13 protein-coding genes and 1 tRNA gene are annotated in these 20,602 nt (G+C 71.2%); 10 read left to right on the top strand and 4 right to left on the bottom strand.

Annotation, left to right across the window (positions count from 1 at the left end; all coding sequences use genetic code 11):
• Positions 1–2: 2 nt before the first annotated feature.
• Genes yidD through rpmH form a run of 3 tightly spaced genes read right to left on the bottom strand, consistent with a single transcriptional unit; the run spans position 3 to position 895 of the window.
• The gene (gene yidD, locus TNCT1_RS08975; protein ID WP_143630211.1) at positions 3–368 is read right to left on the bottom strand and encodes a membrane protein insertion efficiency factor YidD; all 366 of its coding nucleotides are present in this window, start codon (positions 366–368) and stop codon (positions 3–5) included.
• Entirely contained in the window at positions 365–736 is a 372-nt protein-coding gene (gene rnpA / locus TNCT1_RS08970; RefSeq protein WP_143630209.1) for a ribonuclease P protein component, read from the bottom strand. Before rnpA ends, yidD begins: the two co-directional genes overlap by 4 nt.
• A 21-nt stretch (positions 737–757) precedes the next feature.
• The gene (gene rpmH, locus TNCT1_RS08965; protein WP_003956500.1) at positions 758–895 is read right to left on the bottom strand and encodes a 50S ribosomal protein L34; all 138 of its coding nucleotides are present in this window, start codon (positions 893–895) and stop codon (positions 758–760) included.
• Positions 896–1,291: 396 nt separating this feature from the next.
• On the opposite strand from rpmH, the gene dnaA reads away from it, so the two are divergent.
• The 10 genes from dnaA to TNCT1_RS08910 all read left to right on the top strand — a co-directional run bounded on the left by dnaA (position 1,292) and on the right by TNCT1_RS08910 (position 15,342).
• On the top strand, positions 1,292–3,265 hold the full coding sequence (gene dnaA / locus TNCT1_RS08960; RefSeq protein ID WP_143630207.1) for a chromosomal replication initiator protein DnaA: 1,974 nt from the start codon (positions 1,292–1,294) through the stop codon (positions 3,263–3,265).
• A gap of 1,133 nt (positions 3,266–4,398) precedes the next feature.
• Entirely contained in the window at positions 4,399–5,529 is a 1,131-nt protein-coding gene (gene dnaN, locus TNCT1_RS08950; RefSeq protein WP_143630203.1) for a DNA polymerase III subunit beta, read from the top strand.
• A 208-nt stretch (positions 5,530–5,737) separates the two neighbouring features.
• Positions 5,738–6,613, top strand: a complete 876-nt coding sequence (gnd, locus tag TNCT1_RS08945; RefSeq protein ID WP_143630201.1) for a phosphogluconate dehydrogenase (NAD(+)-dependent, decarboxylating) — start codon at positions 5,738–5,740, stop codon at positions 6,611–6,613.
• Between the two features lie 52 nt (positions 6,614–6,665).
• Positions 6,666–7,787 (top strand): DNA replication/repair protein RecF, encoded by a 1,122-nt coding sequence (gene recF / locus TNCT1_RS08940; protein WP_143630199.1) that lies wholly within the window; start codon positions 6,666–6,668, stop codon positions 7,785–7,787.
• A complete protein-coding gene (locus TNCT1_RS08935) occupies positions 7,784–8,317 on the top strand; it encodes a DUF721 domain-containing protein (protein WP_143630197.1) in 534 nt (177 codons plus the stop codon). The genes recF and TNCT1_RS08935 overlap by 4 nt, the downstream gene beginning before the upstream one ends.
• A gap of 378 nt (positions 8,318–8,695) precedes the next feature.
• The gene (gene gyrB / locus TNCT1_RS08930; RefSeq protein ID WP_143630195.1) at positions 8,696–10,777 is read left to right on the top strand and encodes a DNA topoisomerase (ATP-hydrolyzing) subunit B; all 2,082 of its coding nucleotides are present in this window, start codon (positions 8,696–8,698) and stop codon (positions 10,775–10,777) included.
• Positions 10,778–10,819: 42 nt separating this feature from the next.
• Entirely contained in the window at positions 10,820–13,414 is a 2,595-nt protein-coding gene (gene gyrA, locus TNCT1_RS08925; protein WP_143630192.1) for a DNA gyrase subunit A, read from the top strand.
• An 18-nt stretch (positions 13,415–13,432) separates the two neighbouring features.
• Positions 13,433–14,179: a DUF3566 domain-containing protein gene (locus tag TNCT1_RS08920; protein ID WP_143630190.1), complete on the top strand. Its 747-nt coding sequence runs from the start codon at positions 13,433–13,435 to the stop codon at positions 14,177–14,179.
• Between the two features lie 111 nt (positions 14,180–14,290).
• Positions 14,291–14,364: transfer RNA gene (locus TNCT1_RS08915), tRNA-Ile, on the top strand.
• A gap of 183 nt (positions 14,365–14,547) precedes the next feature.
• The gene (locus tag TNCT1_RS08910; protein WP_143630188.1) at positions 14,548–15,342 is read left to right on the top strand and encodes a maleylpyruvate isomerase family mycothiol-dependent enzyme; all 795 of its coding nucleotides are present in this window, start codon (positions 14,548–14,550) and stop codon (positions 15,340–15,342) included.
• A 419-nt stretch (positions 15,343–15,761) separates the two neighbouring features.
• On the opposite strand, the gene TNCT1_RS08905 is transcribed toward TNCT1_RS08910, so the two are convergent.
• A complete protein-coding gene (locus TNCT1_RS08905) occupies positions 15,762–20,507 on the bottom strand; it encodes a WD40 repeat domain-containing protein (protein WP_143630186.1) in 4,746 nt (1,581 codons plus the stop codon).
• Positions 20,508–20,602 lie beyond the last annotated feature (95 nt).

The raw sequence follows: 20,602 nt of genomic DNA, 5'->3' as shown, positions 1-20,602 counted from the left end.
AATCATGCTCCTTGGGCATGGGACGAAGTCTCTGCGGCCGGGCTCGAAGGAAGCTCGGATCGAGTCTTCTCCTCGGTGGCCGGTCCGGCGGCGGAGGTTCCGCCCTTGCGTGCGCGCCAAGCGTTGCGCAGCAGTTCGTGCCACCGCGGGCGCTTGCGCGGCGGGACATGGTCCACCCCGCCGAGCGACCACGGATTGCATCGGAGGATGCGCCAGGCGGTGAGTGCCGTTCCCTTGACCGCGCCGTGCCGGTCGATGGCCGTGTAGCCATAGTGGGAGCACGACGGGTAGTACTTGCACACCGGCCCAAGGAGTGGACTGATCGTCCACTGGTACAGCTTGATCAGGGCCAGCAGTGGGTACTTCATCGCGCGCCCCCTCCCAGCAGCCGCTCCACGGCGGCGTCCAGGTCTCGGGCCAGCTGTGCGTGGTCTGCGTCGCCCGCTCCGGGCAGCGCTCGTACGACTACCAGGCTACCGGGGGGAAAAAGAGCGACTCGGTCACGCATCAGGTGGCGCAGTCTGCGCTTGACTTGGTTGCGCACGACCGCTCCACCCACTGCCTTGCTCACGACGAAACCCGCACGCGTCGGGGGAGCGCTCTCCCCAGGCGCGTGCGGGTCCTTGGCACCGCTACGAAGGTGGACGACGAGGGTCGGGCGTCCTGCCCGGCGACCTCGTCGTACTGCGGTCGCGAAGTCCTCGCGCCGCCTCAGCCGGTTCTCGGTGGGCAGCACGACGTCATGACCTGATCGGGATCAGGCGGACAGGCGGGCGCGACCCTTGCTACGGCGGGACGCGAGAATCGCGCGGCCGGCACGGGTGCGCATACGCAGCCGGAAGCCGTGGGTCTTCGCGCGACGACGGTTGTTCGGCTGGAAGGTGCGCTTGCTCACTCGGGGGCTCCAGAAAAAATCGGTAGTGGCGGGGTGCCGTCCTGGCTGTCACCGTGCGCCCACGAGTAGCTCGCGTCACGCCCGAGTGCACCGCTTCCCGATCACCTGAAGTGATCTGTGCCCATCGGAGGCAGGCGGCAGCAGCCATCGACAACTCGACCTGGTTACGGTACGCGCGGCTGAGCCATCCGGTCAAACCGGCGGCAGCGGGGAGACACTGTCCACAGGCTGGGGACAACAACTTGAACCGTACCCGCCGCGCTGACTACCGTGGCTGGACTCCGATTCGTTCCCTTGTCCCCGCCCGAGCGGGATTGCCCGACCCGTCCACCCGATTTTCATCCCGATCCCGTCCCCGAACCACACGTTCGTGGGACCTGCGAGAGAGCGTGCCCTGTGGCTGACGTACCTGCCGATCTTGCCGCAGTGTGGCCACGAGTTCTGGAGCAGCTCCTCGGTGAGGGCCGCGGTCAGGGTGTCGAGGCGAAAGACGAGCACTGGATCCGGCGCTGCCAGCCGCTGGCGCTGGTCGCGGACACCGCCCTGCTCGCCGTGCCGAACGAATTCGCGAAGGGCGTACTGGAAGGCCGTCTCGCGCCGATCGTGAGCGAGACCCTGAGCCGCGAGTGCGGGCGCCCCATCCGCATCGCGATCACCGTCGACGACTCCGCGGGTGAGCCGCCGGCCCCCAAGTCGCCCCAGCCGCAGCCGCGCTACGAGGAGCCCGAGCTGCCCTCCGGACCGTACGAGGGCTACGGCCGCCACCGTGCGTCCGACCCGCTGCCGGGTGGTGAGCCGCCGTCCCGCGGGGACCAGCTCCCCACGGCGCGCCCCGCGTACCCCTCCGAGTACCAGCGGCCCGAACCCGGCGCCTGGCCGCGCCCCGCGCAGGACGAGTACGGCGGCTGGCAGCAGCCGCGGCTCGGCTTCCCCGAGCGCGACCCCTACGCCTCCCCGCCGCAGGACTCCTACGGCGGGCCCTCCCAGGAGAGCTACGGCCCGCCGTCACAGGACTACCGGGCGCCGGGCCGGGAGCGCCCGCCGTACGAGCCGCAGCGCGGCGAGTACGACGGCCCCCGTTCCGAGTACGACCGCTCCGACTACGACCGGCCGGAGTACGACTCCCGGAAGGACTACGAGCGCAAGGACCGGCAGGACTACGACCGCCCCGACTACGACCAGCGCGACCCGGTCCGCCGTGAGCTGCCCGACCAGCCGGGCGCCGGCCACGCGCACCGCGGCGGCCCGGTCCGCCCGGACCGGCCCCAGGCCGGGGCGGGCGGCACCCCCGGTCCCCTGGCCGCGCAGCCCGCGCCGGCGAGCGGCCCCGGCGAGCCGACCGCGCGGCTGAACCCGAAGTACCTCTTCGACACGTTTGTCATCGGCGCCTCGAACCGGTTCGCGCACGCGGCCGCCGTGGCCGTCGCCGAGGCGCCGGCGAAGGCGTACAACCCCCTGTTCATCTACGGGGAGTCGGGGCTCGGCAAGACGCACCTGCTGCACGCCATCGGGCACTACGCGCGCAGCCTCTACCCGGGCACGCGGGTGCGGTACGTCAGCTCCGAGGAGTTCACCAACGAGTTCATCAACTCCATCCGCGACGGCAAGGGCGACAGCTTCCGCAAGCGCTACCGCGAGATGGACATCCTGCTCGTCGACGACATCCAGTTCCTGGCGGACAAGGAGTCGACGCAGGAGGAGTTCTTCCACACCTTCAACACGCTGCACAACGCCAACAAGCAGATCGTGCTGTCCTCCGACCGGCCGCCCAAGCAGCTGGTCACGCTGGAGGACCGGTTGCGCAACCGCTTCGAGTGGGGTCTGATCACCGACGTCCAGCCGCCCGAGCTGGAGACGCGCATCGCGATCCTGCGCAAGAAGGCGGTGCAGGAGCAGCTCAACGCCCCGCCGGAGGTACTGGAGTTCATCGCCTCCCGGATCTCGCGCAACATCCGTGAGCTGGAGGGCGCGCTGATCCGGGTGACCGCGTTCGCCTCGCTCAACCGGCAGCCGGTGGACCTGGGCCTCACCGAGATCGTCCTGAAGGACCTGATCCCCGGCGGCGAGGACTCCGCCCCGGAGATCACGGCGCCGGCCATCATGGCCGCCACCGCCGACTACTTCGGGCTGACGGTGGAGGACCTGTGCGGCACCTCGCGCGGCCGCGCCCTGGTCACCGCCCGGCAGATCGCCATGTACCTGTGCCGTGAGCTGACCGACCTGTCGCTGCCGAAGATCGGCGCGCAGTTCGGCGGCCGCGACCACACGACGGTCATGCACGCCGACCGCAAGATCCGCGCGCTGATGGCCGAGCGCCGCTCGATCTACAACCAGGTGACCGAGCTGACGAACCGCATCAAGAACGGCTGAGCAGGCCGCACAGCCGCACGGAGGGCGCCCCCGGGAGGAGATCCCGGGGGCGCTTTTGGCGTTCCTGTCCGGGCGGGGCGCCCTCCGCGTTCCTGTGTACGTGCGGGGGCGCCCGCCGCGTTGCCGTAGGGCGCCCGCGTCGCGCGGCAGCCGGCCGCCTCCGTCGCCGTTGCCCGTCTCCTCATCGGCCGCCGTCTTACGCCGTGCCCAAGGCCTTCCCAACGGCATCCGGACGCCTCAGGCGCCTCGCAGACGCCTCGCAGACGCCTCGCAGACGCCTCGCAAGGGGCTCCCACAGGCTCCGAGCGGCACGCCGGGACCGCCTGCGGGCGGGCCGTCGCCGCTCGCCGCGTTCCCTCCCCGGTCACCGGGTGTTCGAATACCTGCCGGGTTACGGCCTCCCTCCACAGATTCGCCGACTTTCTTCCTTCCACATGCTGGGGACTGTGGAGTTGTCCCGAACCGTGTCCACAGGGACCCTGGGCAAGCAGCGTCCGCGCAGCTCAGCAGCCTGTGGAATCGTGGACGAAGGATCTCCACAGACTGTGGACGAACGGGAGATCCACAGGCTGTGCACGAAGTTGTCCACGGGCAGCCCACAGGTCTGCGCCGGTTGTCCCCAGCGATCACCGCCTTCTCCACATCGCTGTCCACTGTTCGGCAACGCGACGCCCCCGGTCACCGCGTCGAGTGAAAGCCGTCACACGAGGCTGCCGGATTGGGGTGTGGGAAACGTGGGTAAACCTGGGGACACCGCTGGGGAGAAGTCGGCTCGGCCTGTGGGCGGGGTGTGCAGAACTTTCCGTTCTCCACAGAACCCCTGAGTTGTCCACCGCCGTCGCCCACAGGGGCAGTGGACAAAATTCCGGCTCTGAGCTGGGCAAACGTGGTTATCCACGGTATCCACAGGCCCTACTACTACTCCCGACTAGAGAGAGCTGGGAATCCGTTTCGAAGCGGGGCCTGTGCACAACTCGCCGTCTCGAGCCCGGCTGCCCCCCGGAGCGACTTGACCCCGACAGGCACCTACTGTCAGTGCGGTGCGTCAGACTGGTCCCCGGTGTCCTTCCCGTCGCAGTGGGCGGTGACACCGAGTCGGAGGACTCAGTAGCAACAGCAGGAGGCGGCTTACGGTGAAGATCCGGGTGGAACGCGACGTACTCGCGGAGGCAGTGGCCTGGGCGGCACGCAGCCTCCCGGCCCGTCCGCCGGCGCCTGTCCTCGCCGGCCTGCTGCTGAAGGCCGAGGACGGCCAGCTGAGCCTGTCGAGCTTCGACTACGAGGTCTCCGCGAAGGTCAGCGTCGAGGCCGAGGTCGAGGAGGACGGCACCGTCCTCGTCTCCGGCCGGCTGCTCGCCGACATCTCCCGCGCCCTGCCCAACCGGCCGGTGGAGATTTCCACAGACGGTGTACGGGCGACCGTGGTCTGCGGTTCCTCGCGGTTCACACTCCACACCCTGCCTGTGGAGGAGTACCCGGCGCTGCCGCAGATGCCCAACGCGACCGGCACCGTGCCCGGCGAGGTCTTCGCGGCCGCCGTCTCCCAGGTGGCCATCGCCGCCGGCCGTGACGACACGCTGCCCGTCCTCACCGGTGTGCGCATCGAGATCGAGGGCGACACCGTCACCCTGGCCTCCACCGACCGCTACCGCTTCGCGGTCCGCGAGTTCCTGTGGAAGCCGGAGAACCCGGACGTCTCCGCGGTCGCCCTGGTGCCCGCCAAGACGCTCCAGGACACCGCCAAGGCGCTGACCAGCGGTGACAGCGTCATCCTCGCGCTGTCCGGCTCGGGCGCCGGCGAGGGCCTGATCGGTTTCGAGGGCGCCGGGCGGCGTACGACGACCCGTCTCCTCGAGGGCGACCTGCCGAAGTACCGCACGCTGTTCCCGACCGAGTTCAACTCCGTCGCGGTGATCGAGACCGCCCCCTTCGTGGAGGCCGTCAAGCGCGTGGCCCTGGTCGCCGAGCGCAACACCCCGGTGCGGCTGAGCTTCGAGCAGGGCGTGCTGATCCTGGAGGCCGGCTCCAGCGACGACGCACAGGCTGTGGAAAGGGTGGACGCCCAGCTCGATGGCGACGACATCTCGATCGCCTTCAACCCCACGTTCCTGCTGGACGGCCTGAGCGCGATCGACTCCCCGGTGGCGCAGCTGTCGTTCACGACGTCCACCAAGCCGGCGCTGCTCAGCGGCAAGCCCGCGCTGGACGCCGAGGCGGACGAGGCCTACAAGTACCTGATCATGCCGGTGCGGCTCAGCGGCTGAGGCCGTCCACAGTCTGTGCACGGTGCCGGGCGCTTCGGCGGCGCCCGGCACGTGACCGGGTGACGAGCCCCGCGGCAGGCTGGATTCCGCAGGTCAGGCTGTGCGTATGAGCGCGTATGCCCACAACTGTGCGCGCGCGTCCGGGTTTAGGCTCGGCTCGGCACTCAGGTGCCTGTCACGGCACACACCGACCTAAGGAACACAACTGATGGAGCTCGGTCTCGTCGGCCTCGGCAAGATGGGCGGCAACATGCGCGAGCGGATCCGCCGCGCCGGCCACACCGTCATCGGATACGACCGCAACGCGGACCTCGCGGACGTCCACAGCCTGGAGGAGCTTGTGGGCAAGCTCTCCGCTCCCCGTGTGGTCTGGGTGATGGTCCCGGCCGGCGAGCCCACCCAGACCACGATCGACCAGCTCGCCGAGGTGCTGGAGCCCGGCGACGTGGTGGTGGACGGCGGCAACTCCCGCTGGACGGACGACGAGAAGCACGCCGAGGAGCTGGCGGCCAAGGGCATAGGCTTCGTCGACTGCGGCGTCTCCGGTGGCGTCTGGGGCCTGGAGAACGGGTACGCGCTGATGTACGGCGGCGACGCGGAGAACGTCGCCAAGGTGCAGCCGGTCTTCGACGCGCTCAAGCCGGAGGGCGACTTCGGTGCGGTGCACGCCGGCAAGGTCGGCGCGGGCCACTTCGCGAAGATGGTCCACAACGGCATCGAGTACGCGATGATGCAGGCCTACGCCGAGGGCTGGGAGCTGCTGGAGAAGGTCGACTCCGTCACGGACGTGCGCGAGGTCTTCCGCTCCTGGCAGGAGGGCACGGTCATCCGTTCCTGGCTGCTGGACCTCGCGGTGAACGCGCTGGACGAGGACGAGCACCTCGACGGCCTGCGCGGTTACGCGCAGGACTCCGGTGAGGGACGCTGGACCGTGGAGGCCGCCATCGACAACGCGGTGCCGCTGCCCGCGATCACCGCGTCGCTGTTCGCCCGGTTCGCCTCCCGGCAGGAGGACTCGCCGCAGATGAAGATGATCGCCGCGCTGCGCAACCAGTTCGGCGGCCACGCCGTAGAGAAGAAGTAATCCACAGGGTCGCCTCGCGATCCACAACCCTGGGGGAGGTCGGCGGACGACCATGCACGTCACGCATCTTTCGCTGGCCGACTTCCGCTCGTACGCCCGGGCCGAGGTCCCGCTCGACCCGGGCGTCACCGCCTTCGTCGGCCCCAACGGGCAGGGCAAGACCAACCTCGTCGAGGCCGTCGGCTACCTCGCCACCCTCGGCAGTCACCGGGTCGCCTCCGACGCGCCCCTGGTCCGCATGGGCGCCGAGCGCGCGGTCGTCCGGGCGCAGGTCAGGCAGGGCGACCGGCAGCAGCTCATCGAGCTCGAGCTGAACCCGGGCAAGGCGAACCGGGCCCGCATCAACCGTTCCTCGCAGGTCAGGCCGCGGGACGTGCTGGGGATCGTCCGGACGGTGCTGTTCGCGCCGGAGGACCTGGCGCTGGTCAAGGGCGACCCCGGCGAGCGCCGCCGGTTCCTGGACGAGCTGATCACCGCGCGCTCGCCGCGCATGGCGGGGGTGCGCTCCGACTACGAACGCGTGCTGAAGCAGCGCAACACGCTGCTCAAGTCCGCGGCGCTCGCGCGCCGGCACGGCGGACGCTCCATGGATCTGTCCACCCTCGACGTGTGGGACCAGCACCTCGCGCGCGCGGGCGCCGAGCTGCTGGCCCGCCGCCTGGACCTGATCGCGGCGCTGCAGCCGTTGGCGGACAAGGCGTACGAGCAGCTCGCTCCCGGCGGCGGCCCGGTGATGCTGGAGTACAAGCCGTCGGCGCCCGGTGAGGCCCACACGCGCGAGGATCTCCACGGTCAGCTGATGGCGGCCCTGGGCGAGGCGCGCAAGCAGGAGATCGAACGGGGCGTGACCCTCGTGGGCCCGCACCGGGACGATCTGGTGCTCAGACTCGGTCAGCTGCCCGCCAAGGGCTATGCCTCGCACGGCGAGTCCTGGTCGTACGCCCTCGCGTTGCGGCTGGCCTCCTACGACCTGCTGCGCGCCGAGGGCAACGAGCCGGTGCTGGTCCTGGACGACGTCTTCGCCGAGCTGGACGCCCGTCGCCGGGAGCGGCTGGCGGAACTGGTCGCGCCGGGCGAGCAGGTGCTGGTCACCGCCGCCGTGGACGACGACGTGCCTCATGTGCTGGCCGGTGCGCGGTACGCGGTGGCCGGCGGGACGGTGGAACGCGTATGAACGCCGAGGAACCCGCTCCGAAGAAGGACGAGCCGTCCGGTGTCGACCTCGCGCGCGTGGCGTTGCGTGCGGCGAAGGAGCAGGCACGCGCGCGCGGGGACGCGGCGCGGCAGAAGAAGCAGGCGCGGCGCGGCGGCGGGTTGCGCTCGGGCGCGCGCGCGGACGGCCGTGACCCGATGGCGCTCGGGGCGGCGATCAACCGGCTGCTCACCGAGCGGGGCTGGGAGACGCCGGCCGCGGTGGGCGGGGTCATGGGCCGCTGGCCGCAGATCGTCGGCGAGGACCTGGCGAAGCACTGTGTGCCGCAGCGCTACGACGAGGACGAGCGGGTGCTGTCGGTGAGCTGCGACTCGACGGCCTGGGCGACCCAGTTGCGGCTCCTCGCGCCGACCCTGGTGGCCCGGCTCAACGAGGACCTCGGGCACGGCACGGTCCGGCTGATCAAGGTGAACGGCCCGGGCGGTCCGGCCCGCCGTTACGGGCCGCTGCGGGCTCCGGGGAGCACCGGACCCGGCGACACCTACGGGTGACGTAACTCACGTCCGATGGTCTCGCGCGGTGCCGTCGTGGGCCGCGCCGCGGCGCCGTGCACAGGTGTGGATCACCTGCTGACCCGCCAGTAGCCAAGGGTTGACGGCCCAAAGCGCTGAGTGCCGCTGTGAGCCCCTCTGAGACCCCTTCCGCATATCGGGACCCGGCCGAGACCGGTTCAGGGCGGCACATGGGGACTCAGGTACCGGCAAACCCCCATCACTGTCGGCGCTACCGGTAGACTGGGAGACAATCCCGCCCCAGTCGTGGGGACGTCCGGGAAAAGCTGAGCAACGCTGATCAAGGCTTACCGACGCAACATGCCGCAGCCGCTCCGGTGACCCTCCTCGGAGGGGGCATTCCCAGGAGCCCGGCTCGTGCTGTGCCAGAAAGGGCGCTTCGTGGCCGATTCCGGCAACCCCAACGAGAACATCCCGTCCACCGACGCCGGCGTCACCGGCGGGGCCGCGGCATCCGGCACGGCCCCCGCCTCGTACGACGCCAGCGCCATCACCGTGCTCGAAGGGCTGGACGCGGTCCGCAAGCGACCCGGTATGTACATCGGCTCCACCGGTGAGCGCGGTCTGCACCACCTGGTGTACGAGGTCGTCGACAACTCGGTCGACGAGGCGCTGGCCGGCTACGCGGACACCATCGACGTGACGATCCTTCCCGACGGCGGCGTGCGTGTCGTGGACAACGGGCGTGGCATCCCGGTGGGCATCGTGCCCTCCGAGGGCAAGCCGGCGCTCGAGGTCGTGCTGACCGTGCTGCACGCGGGCGGCAAGTTCGGCGGCGGCGGTTACGCGGTCTCCGGCGGTCTGCACGGTGTCGGCGTCTCCGTCGTGAACGCCCTGTCCTCCAAGGTCGCCGTCGAGGTCAGGACCGACGGGCACCGCTGGACGCAGGACTACAAGATGGGCGTGCCGACCGCCCCGCTGGCCAAGCACGAGGCCATCGAGCAGACCGGTACGTCGGTCACGTTCTGGGCCGACCCGGAGATCTTCGAGACCACGGAGTACTCCTTCGAGACGCTGTCGCGGCGTTTCCAGGAGATGGCGTTCCTCAACAAGGGTCTGACGATCAAGCTCACCGACGAGCGTGAGTCGGCAAAGGCGACCAGCGGCGCGGACGAGGCGGGTGCGGACGAGAAGGCCGAGGTCAAGGCCGTCACGTACCACTACGAGGGCGGCATCGTCGACTTCGTGAAGTACCTCAACTCCCGCAAGGGCGACGTGGTGCACCCCACCGTCATCGACCTGGAGGCGGAGGACAAGGACAAGAGCCTGTCCCTCGAGGTCGCGATGCAGTGGAACAGCGGATACAGCGAGGGCGTGTACTCCTTCGCCAACATCATCCACACGCACGAGGGCGGTACCCACGAGGAGGGCTTCCGCGCGGCCCTCACGAGCCTGATCAACAAGTACGCGCGCGACAAGAAGCTGCTGCGCGAGAAGGACGACAACCTCACCGGCGACGACATCCGCGAGGGTCTGACCGCGATCATCTCGGTCAAGCTGAGCGAGCCGCAGTTCGAGGGCCAGACGAAGACCAAGCTGGGCAACACCGAGGCCAAGACCTTCGTGCAGCGCGCGGTCTACGAGCACCTCAACGACTGGCTGGACCGCAACCCGGTCGAGGCCGCGGACATCATCCGCAAGGGCATCCAGGCGGCCACCGCGCGCGTGGCGGCCCGCAAGGCCCGTGACCTGACCCGGCGCAAGGGCCTGCTGGAGTCGGCGTCGCTGCCGGGCAAGCTGTCCGACTGCCAGTCGAACGACCCCACCAAGTGCGAGATCTTCATCGTCGAGGGTGACTCCGCCGGCGGCTCGGCCAAGTCCGGCCGGAACCCGCAGTACCAGGCGATCCTCCCGATCCGCGGCAAGATCCTCAACGTCGAGAAGGCCAGGATCGACAAGATCCTGCAGAACCAGGAGATCCAGGCGCTGATCTCCGCGTTCGGCACGGGCGTGCACGAGGACTTCGACATCGAGAAGCTCCGCTATCACAAGATCATCCTGATGGCGGACGCCGACGTCGACGGGCAGCACATCAGCACCCTGCTGCTGACCTTCCTGTTCCGCTTCATGCGGCCGCTGGTCGAGGCGGGGCACGTGTACCTCTCCCGCCCGCCGCTCTACAAGATCAAGTGGGGCCGGGACGACATGGAGTACGCGTACTCGGACCGCGAGCGCGACGCGCTGATCGAGATGGGGCGGCAGCGCGGCAAGCGCGTCCGCGAGGACTCGATCCAGCGGTTCAAGGGTCTCGGCGAGATGAACGCCGAGGAGCTGCGGGTGACCACCATGGACCAGGAGCACCGCGTGCTCGGCCAGGTCACGCTCGACGACGCCGCCCAGGCCGACGACCTGTTCTCGGTCCTGATGGGCGAGGACGTCGAGGCCCGACGCGCGTTCATCCAGCGCAACGCCAAGGACGTCCGCTTCCTCGACATCTGAGTCGGTCTCAGCTGACCGCACCAGGAAGGATCTTCACCAGCAATGGCCGACGAGAACACCCCTGTCACCCCTCAAGAGGGCGGCGAACTCGCGATGCGTGTCGAGCCCGTCGGGCTCGAGACGGAGATGCAGCGCTCGTACCTGGACTACGCGATGTCCGTCATCGTGTCCCGAGCGCTGCCCGACGTCCGGGACGGTCTCAAGCCCGTCCACCGCCGTGTGCTGTACGCGATGTACGACGGCGGCTACCGCCCCGAACGCGGCTTCTACAAGTGCGCCCGCGTCGTCGGCGACGTCATGGGCAACTACCACCCGCACGGCGACTCCTCGATCTACGACGCCCTGGTGCGCCTGGCCCAGCCGTGGTCGATGCGGATGCCGCTGGTGGACTCCAACGGCAACTTCGGTTCGCCGGGCAACGACCCGGCGGCGGCCATGCGCTACACCGAGTGCAAGATGGCGCCGCTGTCGATGGAGATGGTCCGCGACATCGACGAGGAGACCGTCGACTTCACGGACAACTACGACGGCCGTTCCCAGGAGCCGACCGTCCTGCCGGCCCGCTTCCCGAACCTGCTGATCAACGGTTCGGCCGGTATCGCGGTCGGCATGGCGACCAACATCCCGCCGCACAACCTGCGCGAGGTCGCGGCCGGCGCCCAGTGGTGCCTGGAGAACCCCGAGGCCTCGCACGAGGAGCTGCTGGACGCGCTCATGGAGCGCATCAAGGGCCCGGACTTCCCGACCGGCGCGCTCGTCGTGGGCCGCAAGGGCATCGAGGAGGCCTACCGCACGGGCCGTGGTTCGATCACGATGCGCGCGGTGGTCGAGGTCGAGGAGATCCAGGGTCGCCAGTGCCTGGTCGTCACCGAGCTGCCGTACCAGGTGAACCCCGACAACCTGGCGCAGAAGATCGCCGACCTGGTGAAGGACGGCAAGATCGGTGGCATCGCCGACGTCCGCGACGAGACGTCGTCCCGTACCGGTCAGCGCCTGGTGATCGTCCTGAAGCGGGACGCGGTCGCCAAGGTCGTCCTGAACAACCTGTACAAGCACACCGACCTGCAGACCAACTTCGGCGCCAACATGCTGGCGCTGGTCGACGGCGTGCCGCGCACCCTGTCCCTGGACGCGTTCATCCGCCACTGGGTGACGCACCAGATCGAGGTTATCGTCCGCCGCACCCGGTTCCGGCTGCGCAAGGCCGAGGAGCGGGCGCACATCCTGCGCGGTCTGCTGAAGGCGCTGGACGCCATCGACGAGGTCATCGCGCTGATCCGGCGCAGTGAGACCGTCGACGTCGCGCGCACGGGCCTGATGGGTCTGCTGGAGATCGACGAGATCCAGGCCAACGCGATCCTCGAGATGCAGCTCCGGCGGCTGGCCGCCCTGGAGCGGCAGAAGATCGTCCAGGAGCACGACGAGCTCCAGGCGAAGATCAACGAGTACAACCAGATCCTCGCCTCGCCGGTCCGCCAGCGCGGCATCGTCAGCGAGGAACTGGCCGCGATCGTCGAGAAGTACGGCGACGACCGGAAGACGAAGCTGATCCCGTACGAGGGCGACATGTCCATCGAGGACCTGATCGCCGAGGAGGACATCGTCGTCACCGTCTCGCGCGGCGGCTACGTCAAGCGGACGAAGACGGACGACTACCGGGCGCAGAAGCGCGGCGGCAAGGGCGTGCGCGGCACGAAGCTGAAGGAAGACGACATCGTCGACCACTTCTTCGTCTCCACCACGCACCACTGGCTGCTGTTCTTCACGAACAAGGGCCGGGTGTACCGGGCGAAGGCGTACGAACTGCCCGAGGCCGGCCGGGACGCGCGCGGGCAGCACGTGGCGAACCTGCTCGCCTTCCAGCCGGACGAGGCGATCGCCGAGATCCTCGCGATCCGCGACTACGAGGCGGCGCCCTACCTGGTGCTGGCCACGAAGTCCGGCTTGGTCAAGAAAACGCCTCTGAAGGATTACGATTCGCCCCGCGCCGGCGGCGTGATCGCGATCAATCTGCGCGAGCGGGAGGACGGAACCGACGACGAACTGATCGGCGCCGAACTCGTCTCGGCCGACGACGATCTCCTTCTGGTCAGCAAGAAAGCCCAGTCGATCAGGTTCACCGCCTCGGACGACACCTTGCGACCGATGGGCCGTGCCACCTCGGGCGTCAAGGGCATGAGTTTCCGGGAGGCGGACGAGCTTCTCTCGATGAATGTCGTTCGACCCGGTACGTTCGTGTTCACCGCTACGGACGGCGGGTACGCGAAGCGGACCGCCGTCGACGAGTACCGCGTCCAGGGCCGCGGTGGCCTCGGCATCAAGGCCGCCAAGATCGTGGAGGACCGCGGCTCACTCGTCGGTGCGCTGATTGTCGAGGAGAGCGACGAGATCCTCGCCATCACCCTGTCCGGCGGTGTGATTCGTACGCGAGTCAGCGAGGTCAGGGAGACGGGCCGTGACACCATGGGCGTCCAACTGATCAACCTGGGCAAGCGCGATGCCGTGGTCGGCATCGCACGTAACGCCGAGGCGGGGCGCGAGGCGGAGGAGGTCGACGGCGGGGACGCGGTCGACGAGACCGCCGAGGCTGCCGCGACCACCGGCACGGACGAGGGTGAGGCGCCCTCGGCCGAGTAGCACGAGGAGTGAGTCAAGGTGAGCGGAGCCACGGGCGCCGGATCGGCCGGTACCCCCACGGGTACGGAGACGGGCGGCGGTCGTGGCTCCGCCGCGCACGGGCCGGGTGCGGCGGACCCGCACACGACCCAGCTGAGGGCGGTCAGGTCCTCGGCGAAGGACTCGTCCTCCACCGACACGCCGGCATCCCAGGGGGGAACCGTGACGGACACCCGAGGCCCGCAGATCCAGCCCGGCGCGGGCCCGGCCGAGGGGCAGGCGGCCTCCCCGCTCCCCGGTGAGCGCCACTCCGAGCAGCAGTCCGGGCCCTACCACCCGCCGCAGGCCTACCCGGCCTCGCAGGCGCCCAGCGGTGCCGTGCGCCGGCCGCGCACCGGCGCGCGGACCGCGCCGCGCACCCGCAAGGCACGGCTGCGCGTGGCCAAGGCCGACCCGTGGTCGGTGATGAAGGTCAGCTTCCTGCTCTCCATCGCGCTCGGCATCTGCACGGTCGTCGCCTCGGCGGTGCTGTGGATGGTCATGGACGCGATGGGCGTCTTCTCGACGGTCGGCGGCACGATCTCGGAGGCGACCGGCTCCAACGAGGCCAACGGCTTCGACCTGCAGGCCTTCCTGTCCCTGCCACACGTCCTGACCTTCGCGGCGATCATCGCGGTCATCGACGTCGTCCTCGCCACCGCCCTCGCCACGCTGGGCGCTTTCATCTACAACCTGTCCGCGGGCTTCGTGGGCGGCGTCGAACTGACGCTGGCCGAGGACGAGTGACCCCACCTGCGGTGCTCGCCGGGCAGCCCCCGACAACCGATTTTGGGACTGCCGCCCTCGTGCGCTAATCTTCAGGAGTCAGCGCGCGGGACACACACCGCAGAGCGCGGCGGGGCTATAGCTCAGTTGGTTAGAGCGCATCCCTGATAAGGATGAGGCCACAGGTTCAAATCCTGTTAGCCCCACATGCGAGAAGACCCCCAGTCGGTACCGGCTGGGGGTCTTCGGCATCCATGGCCGACATCAGCCGATGAGTGGATCGTGCGGAGCGCGGCGTCGTCCGAGGGTCCCGGCCCGGGCCGCGTGTCCGTCGCCCCGGCTGTGAAAATCACTGTCCGGTTGTCCGGGCCCGGTGATAGAGAGTCCGTGTGACGACGACACTCGCGTTCCCCGTTCTGTTGCGACTGATCGAAGAACGGTCGAGCGCTTTCCGCGCCGTGGTCGCCTCGGCGCCCAGCCTCGACGTGCAGGTGCCGACCTGCCCGGAGTGGACGCTGTTCGATCTGGCGGAGCACATCGGCGACGGGCGCCGCGCCTGGGCCGCCACCGTCGCCGCGGGGCCCGCTCCGGCCAAGTCCGCGGCGGAGGGCGCCCCGGCCGCGCCCCGGGAGCGCGAGGCGCTGACGGCCTGGTTGGCGGAGTCGACGCGGCAACTGCTGGACGCGCTGCGGGAGGCCGGCCCGGACCGCGGTTGCTGGACGTGGTGGGGTGCGTCCCAGTCGCCGCGGACCTGTGGCGCCGTCGCCCGGCACCAGCTCCAGCAGCTGGCGGTGCACACCTACGACGCCCAGATCACCGTGGGTGCCCCGGAGCCGCTGCCGGCCGACGTGGCAGTCGACGGTGTCGAGGAGTTCCTGTACACCTGCGTCGCGACGCCGAGTGCCTGGCCGCACAAGCCCACCGCCTTCGACTTCCACGCCGCCGAGGGCCACTCCTGGCGCCTCACGGTCGACGGCGACGGCGCACGCTCCACCCGTATCCCCGCGCCCGGCACGACGTCCGCCGGCGCCGACGAGGGCCCGGACGCGGTCGGCGTCTCCGTTCGCGGCACGGCCAGTGAGCTGGTGCTCTTCGTGTACGACCGGATCCCGGTGGATTCCCTGCGGATCGAGGGAGACGCAGGCTTGTTCGATCTGCTCCGCGCGTGGGAGCCGGAGGAATAGGACGGGCGCCGGGCAGCGGCGAAGCGACTTTCCACTGTGGCCGCGGATCTCGGGTTCCTGGTGCTCTGGGGCGTCATCACCGTAGGTGGTGGAGCGGCGGTGGCCGCCAACGTCCGTGGGGCCGCGGAGACATTCCACGGACTGATTCCCGAACACAGGCGATGGCCCCGCACCGTGCGGGGTCTGAGAGTGGCGGCCGGGGCCTGGGCGGCCCTCGGGGCGGCCGTGGTCGGCGTCGCGCTCATCGGCTGACCGCGCGCAGGGAGCCGGGCGGTCCGGCGGCCGCGCCTACGTGAAAACCCGACCGCTGGCGACGGGGGATGCACCAGCGATCGGGCTATGGCCAAGGGTAACAAGTCCGGGGTGGTTGTGGGAGGCAACCGGCTTGTTGGGAAAGGGAGTTGGCCGATCTTGATCGGTCACCGGCAGGGTGGGTCGTAGGACAGCCGGGGCAGGTACTCGTGCCATCGCTGCGGGGTCAGCACGCCCCGGGTGACCGCGCAGATGTGGCGGATCGCCGCGTCGGCGTCCAGGCGCCACAGGCGGACCGTGTCCGCGCCGCTGGACACGCCGAGCAGTCGGCTGTTGGGACTGAACGCCAGGAAGTTGCCGGTCTTGGCGTAGGGGCTCATCGACTGGCCGATGGGCGTGGCCGACGACGGCTCCGTGACGTCCCAGAGCCGTACGGTGTTGTCGTTGCCGCCGCTCGCCAGGATGTGACCGGACCCGCCGAACGTCAGCGACGTGACCGCCTCGGTGTGCCCGGTGAGCGGCCTGCCCTGCTCGCTCGCCGCGCGGGGGTCGGTGACGTCCCACAGCCGCACGGTGTCGTCGTCGCTGCCGCTGGCGAGGGTGTGCCCGTCGGGCGTGAACGCCAGCACGTTCACGGGACCCGAGTGCCTGGTGAGGGGCTTGCCGAGCGGCACGGTACGGGCGGGGTCGGTGACGTCCCACAGCCGCACGGTGCTGTCCGCGCTGCCGCTGGCGAGGGTGTGCCCGTCGGGGCTGAAGGCAAGGGTGTTGACGAAGCCCCGGTGACCGCCGAGCGGCTTGCCGAGCGGGGCGGCGTGGGCGGGGTCGGCGACGTTCCACAGCCGGATGGTGCGGTCGTCGTAGGCGGTGGCCAGGGTGCGCCCGTCGGGGCTGTACGCCAGCGCGTCCGGGCCCATGAACCGGGTCCGCAGGACCAGCGGCGGTCCTGTCCGGGCCGGGCGGGCCGGGTCGGTGACGTTCCACAGGTGCACCGTCCGGTTCCCGGTCAGCACCGCGAGGGTGCGGCCGTCGGGCGAGAACACCAGGGCGCGCTGCCCGCCGTTCGTGCGCATGAAGGGCTTGCCCAGGGCGACGGGCCGGCCGGGGGCCGTCACATTCCACATGCGGATCCCGCCGTCGCGCGCGGCCGTGGCGAGCACCTTGCCGTCCGGGCGGAACGCCCCGCCGCGCCCGGTCATGTCCGACGTCGGCAGCGACCACAGGCGCACCTTGCCGTCACCGTTGCCGGTGGCGAGGGTGCGGCCGTCCGGGCTGAAGCCGAGGGCGTACATCTCCCCGCTGCCGCCCGCCAGCGGCTCGCCGACCTGGGACGGTGACACCGGGTCGCCGACGTTCCACAGGCTCGCGGTGCTGTCCGCGCTCGCGGCGGCGAGCCGTTCGCCGTCGGGGCTGAAGGCCACGGACCAGATAGGGCCCGTGTGACCGGTGAGCGGAGAGCCGACCGGGGCCGGCCGTGCCGGGTCGGCGACGTTCCACAGCCGGATGGTGTCGTCCGCGCTGCCGCTGGCCAGGGTGCGCCCGTCCGGGCTGAACGCCACCGAGTGGACCAGGTCCGTGTGGCCGGTGAGCACCTTCGGCAGCGGTTTCGGGTGGCGCGGGTCGGCCGTGTTCCACAGCCGGACGGTGTCGTCGTCGCCCCCGGCCGCGAGGGTGCGCCCGTCGGGGCTGAACGCCACGCAGCGCACCGCGGCCGTGTGGCCGTCCAGCGCGCCGAGCGGTTCGGGCCGGTCCGGCCGGGAGACGTTCCACAGGCGCACGCTGCGGTCCTCGCCCGCGGAGGCCAGGGTGCGCCCGTCGGGGCTGAAGGCGACCAGGTAGATGGTGCCCCGATGGCCGGTGAGGGGCTTGCCGAGCGGCACCGGGCGGGCGGGGTCGGTGACGTCCCACAGCCGGATCGTGCCGTCGTCCCCGGCGCTGGCGAGGGTGCGGCCGTCGGGGCTGAAGACCGCGCTGCTCACCCAGCTGGTGTGGCCGGTGAGGGGCTTGCCCAGCGGTTCGGGACGGCCGCGGTCGGCCACGTTCCACAGGCGTACCGTGCGGTCGTAGCCCGCCGTGGCGAGGAGCTTGCCGTCGGGGCTGAACGAGGTGAGGTACACGGCGCCGTGGTGGCCGAGCATCGGGGTGGCCAGCGGCGCGTTGACGATCGAGATCAGCCTGCTGTAGGTGCCCTCGTCGTCCGGCCGCAGGTCATGGGCGACCAGGCCGAGCTGGGCGGCCAGCGACGGATCGGTGTGCTGGACCCGGTCCGCCTCCGCGATCACCTGCTCGAACACGGCGTCGTCCCGCTGCTGCCAGGCCACCACCGCCGAGCCGGCCGCCAGCACGGCGAGCACGACCAGCGCCGCCACGGCGGCTCGGCTGATCAGGACGGTACGCCGGCGCAGCCGGACCGACGCGGCCAGGAACTGCACCGCGCCGCGGGTCAGATAGGTGTCCCCGGCCGACTTGGCCCACTCCCGGGCCTGTTCCAGCCGGGACCCCCGGTAGAGCAGCGCGCTGTCCCGGTCGGAGGCCTCCCAGGCGCGGCCGTCCTCCTCCAGCCGCTGGCGCAGCAGGTGGTCGCCCCGGTCCTCGTCGATCCAGTGGCGCAGCCGCGGCCAGGCGTGCAACAGCGCCTCGTGGGTGATCTCCACGGTCTCCGCGTCCAGCGTCACCAGCCGGGCGCGGACCAGCGCCTCCAGCGACTCCTCCGTCTTGCCGGGGTCCACCGACTCCTGCGCGAGCTGGCGCCGGGTGCCGCGCCTGCGGGTGGCCTGGGTGTCCTCGCCCAGCCGGACCAGACGCAGCAGGAGCAGCCTGGCCGCGCTGCGGGCGGCCGGGTCGAGGCCGGTCCAGGCGCGCTCGGCGGTCGCCGCCACCGCGCCCTGGATACCGCCCGCCGCGCGGAACCCGGCCAGCGTCAGCCGGCCCGCCTTGCGGCGCTGCCAGGTGGCGAGCAGGGCGTGCGAGAGGAGCGGGAGCACTCCGGCGTCGTGCGCCCCGCGCGGGCCGTCCGCGCTCACCTCCCGCACGATCAGCTCCGCCAGCCCGGGTTCCAGCTCCAGGCCCACGGCCTTGGCGGGACCGGTCACCGCCTCGCGCAGTTCCGCCGTCGTGAGCGGTCCGAGCACCATGTGCCGGTGCTGCAGCGCGTCGGCCAGCTCCGGGTGGGCGAGGCACTGCTCGTAGAAGTCGGCGCGGACGCCGAGGACCACCAGGACGGGGGCGGGGCCGGGCGGGTCGGGGAGCGGGGCGCAGGCCGCGTGCAGCAGCTGGACGAAGGCGCGGCGGGCGGCCTCGTCCGGGCAGAGGGTGAAGGTCTCCTCGAACTGGTCGACGATGATCACCGCACGCGGCCGCGCGGCCGGCGCGGAGGATCCGGTCCGCGCGTCCTGTGCCTGTGCGGCCGGCCGGGTGTCGGGGGCGGGCGGCCGCGGGGACGGCAGCGGGGTGGTGGCGTCGTCCGGTAGCAGGTGCGGGGCGTCCGCCTGGTGCGGGATCGGGAGCGTCACCGAGGCGCGGGAGTCGTGCGGGCGCAAGCCGGTCCGGTCCGGGAGCGCGCCGCCCGCCCGCACGTCCGCCGGGCCGGTCGTGGAGGCCGTGGTGTCCGCCGGGCCGGTGCCGGGCCCCCGGGTGTCCGCCGGGTCGGTCACCGAGACGCCCGGGTCCGGCGAACGGGTCTCCGAGGGCCGCGCTTCCTCCGGACCGGTCTCGTCCGCCCGGGTGCCGGTTGTGCCGTTTCCCTCCGCCCGGGCGTCCGCCGGACCGGTTTCGTTCGCTCGAGTGGCCGCCGGGCCCGTCCCGGACGTCTGCGGGTCCGGGGAGCGGGTTCCGGGGGCCGGGGTGTCCGCCGCCCCGGACCGGGACGTCCGCGGGTCAGCCTGGTCGCGGCCGTCCTCGCGTGGCCTCGTGTCCGCCGCGTCAGGGCCGGCGCCGTTTTCCTCCGAACCCGACGGTCCGGATGCGGAGTTGCCCTGGTGCGCGGGCCCGGGCCGGACCGTACGAGTGTCCGGTGAGCCGGTTCCGGCCGGGCGTGGGACCACGGTCGCGTCGCCGGGTGGCTCCTCGTCCGGGGCGGACGTCTCCCGCAGCGCCCACGCCATGACCGCCTCGCGCACCGCGCGGGCGAAGTGCGGCGTGCCGGGGCCCGGGGCGGCCGGCCGGCGGTCCGCCTCCGCCTCGGCCACGCGCGCGTCGGCGGCGAGGGCGGTGAGCTCCGGTACCCGGCGGGTCAGCTCGCCCAGCGGGTCGGCGCCCGGCACCAGCTGGAGCACGGCGGCCGGCCGGCCGGCGCCGTCGTCGAGCACGCCGTCCCGCACCGCGGGCACCAGACCGGCGTTCAGCAGGGAGGACTTCCCGGCGCCCGAGGCGCCGACCACCATGATCAGCCCGCCGGTCCGCTCCGCGGCGCGCAACTGGGCCACGAGGGATGCGGTGCTCCGCTCCCGCCCGAAGAACCAGCGGGCGTCCTCCTGGCGGTAGGAGGCCAGCCCGCGGTACGGGCACACACCGCCGACGGCCGGCGGCGCCTGGGCGGGCGGCCGCCGGTTCTCCTGCCTGGGCACCGCCGGGCGGTCACCGGCCGGGTCGGCCAGGGCGCGCTCCCACAGGCGCTGCCACTGCGTCAGGTCGTACAGGCCGCTGGACACCGGGACCGGACGCGCGCGGCGCGCCTCGGGGATCAGGATCTGCAGGACGGCCGCGAGCGCGGCGAACTGGGCCGGTACGTTCCTGGCCCGTCGCCAGTCGCTGATCCGCTGGGCGGACACCCGCACCGGCCGCCCGCGTTCGTCCACCCGCTGCAGGCGTACGACCGCCTCGGACACGCTCTTCAGGGGTGGATTGCCCGCCTCCTTGTACAGCAGCGCGAGCCGCTCGGCGAAGGCCGTGCGTGTCCCTGAGTCGGAACTCAAGGTCCTCCCCCTTACTCCCCCCGCTTCAGGACGTCCGGACCGGAAAACTCACCCTATACGGCTGACCTGCGGCTAAGCCCTCGATCGGGGTCCGG

Source organism: Streptomyces sp. 1-11 (genome assembly GCF_007176755.1).
In the GTDB taxonomy this organism is placed as follows: domain Bacteria; phylum Actinomycetota; class Actinomycetes; order Streptomycetales; family Streptomycetaceae; genus Streptomyces.
Note: the sequence above shows the minus strand (reverse complement) of the source record. Positions and strands in the feature narration are given on the sequence as shown.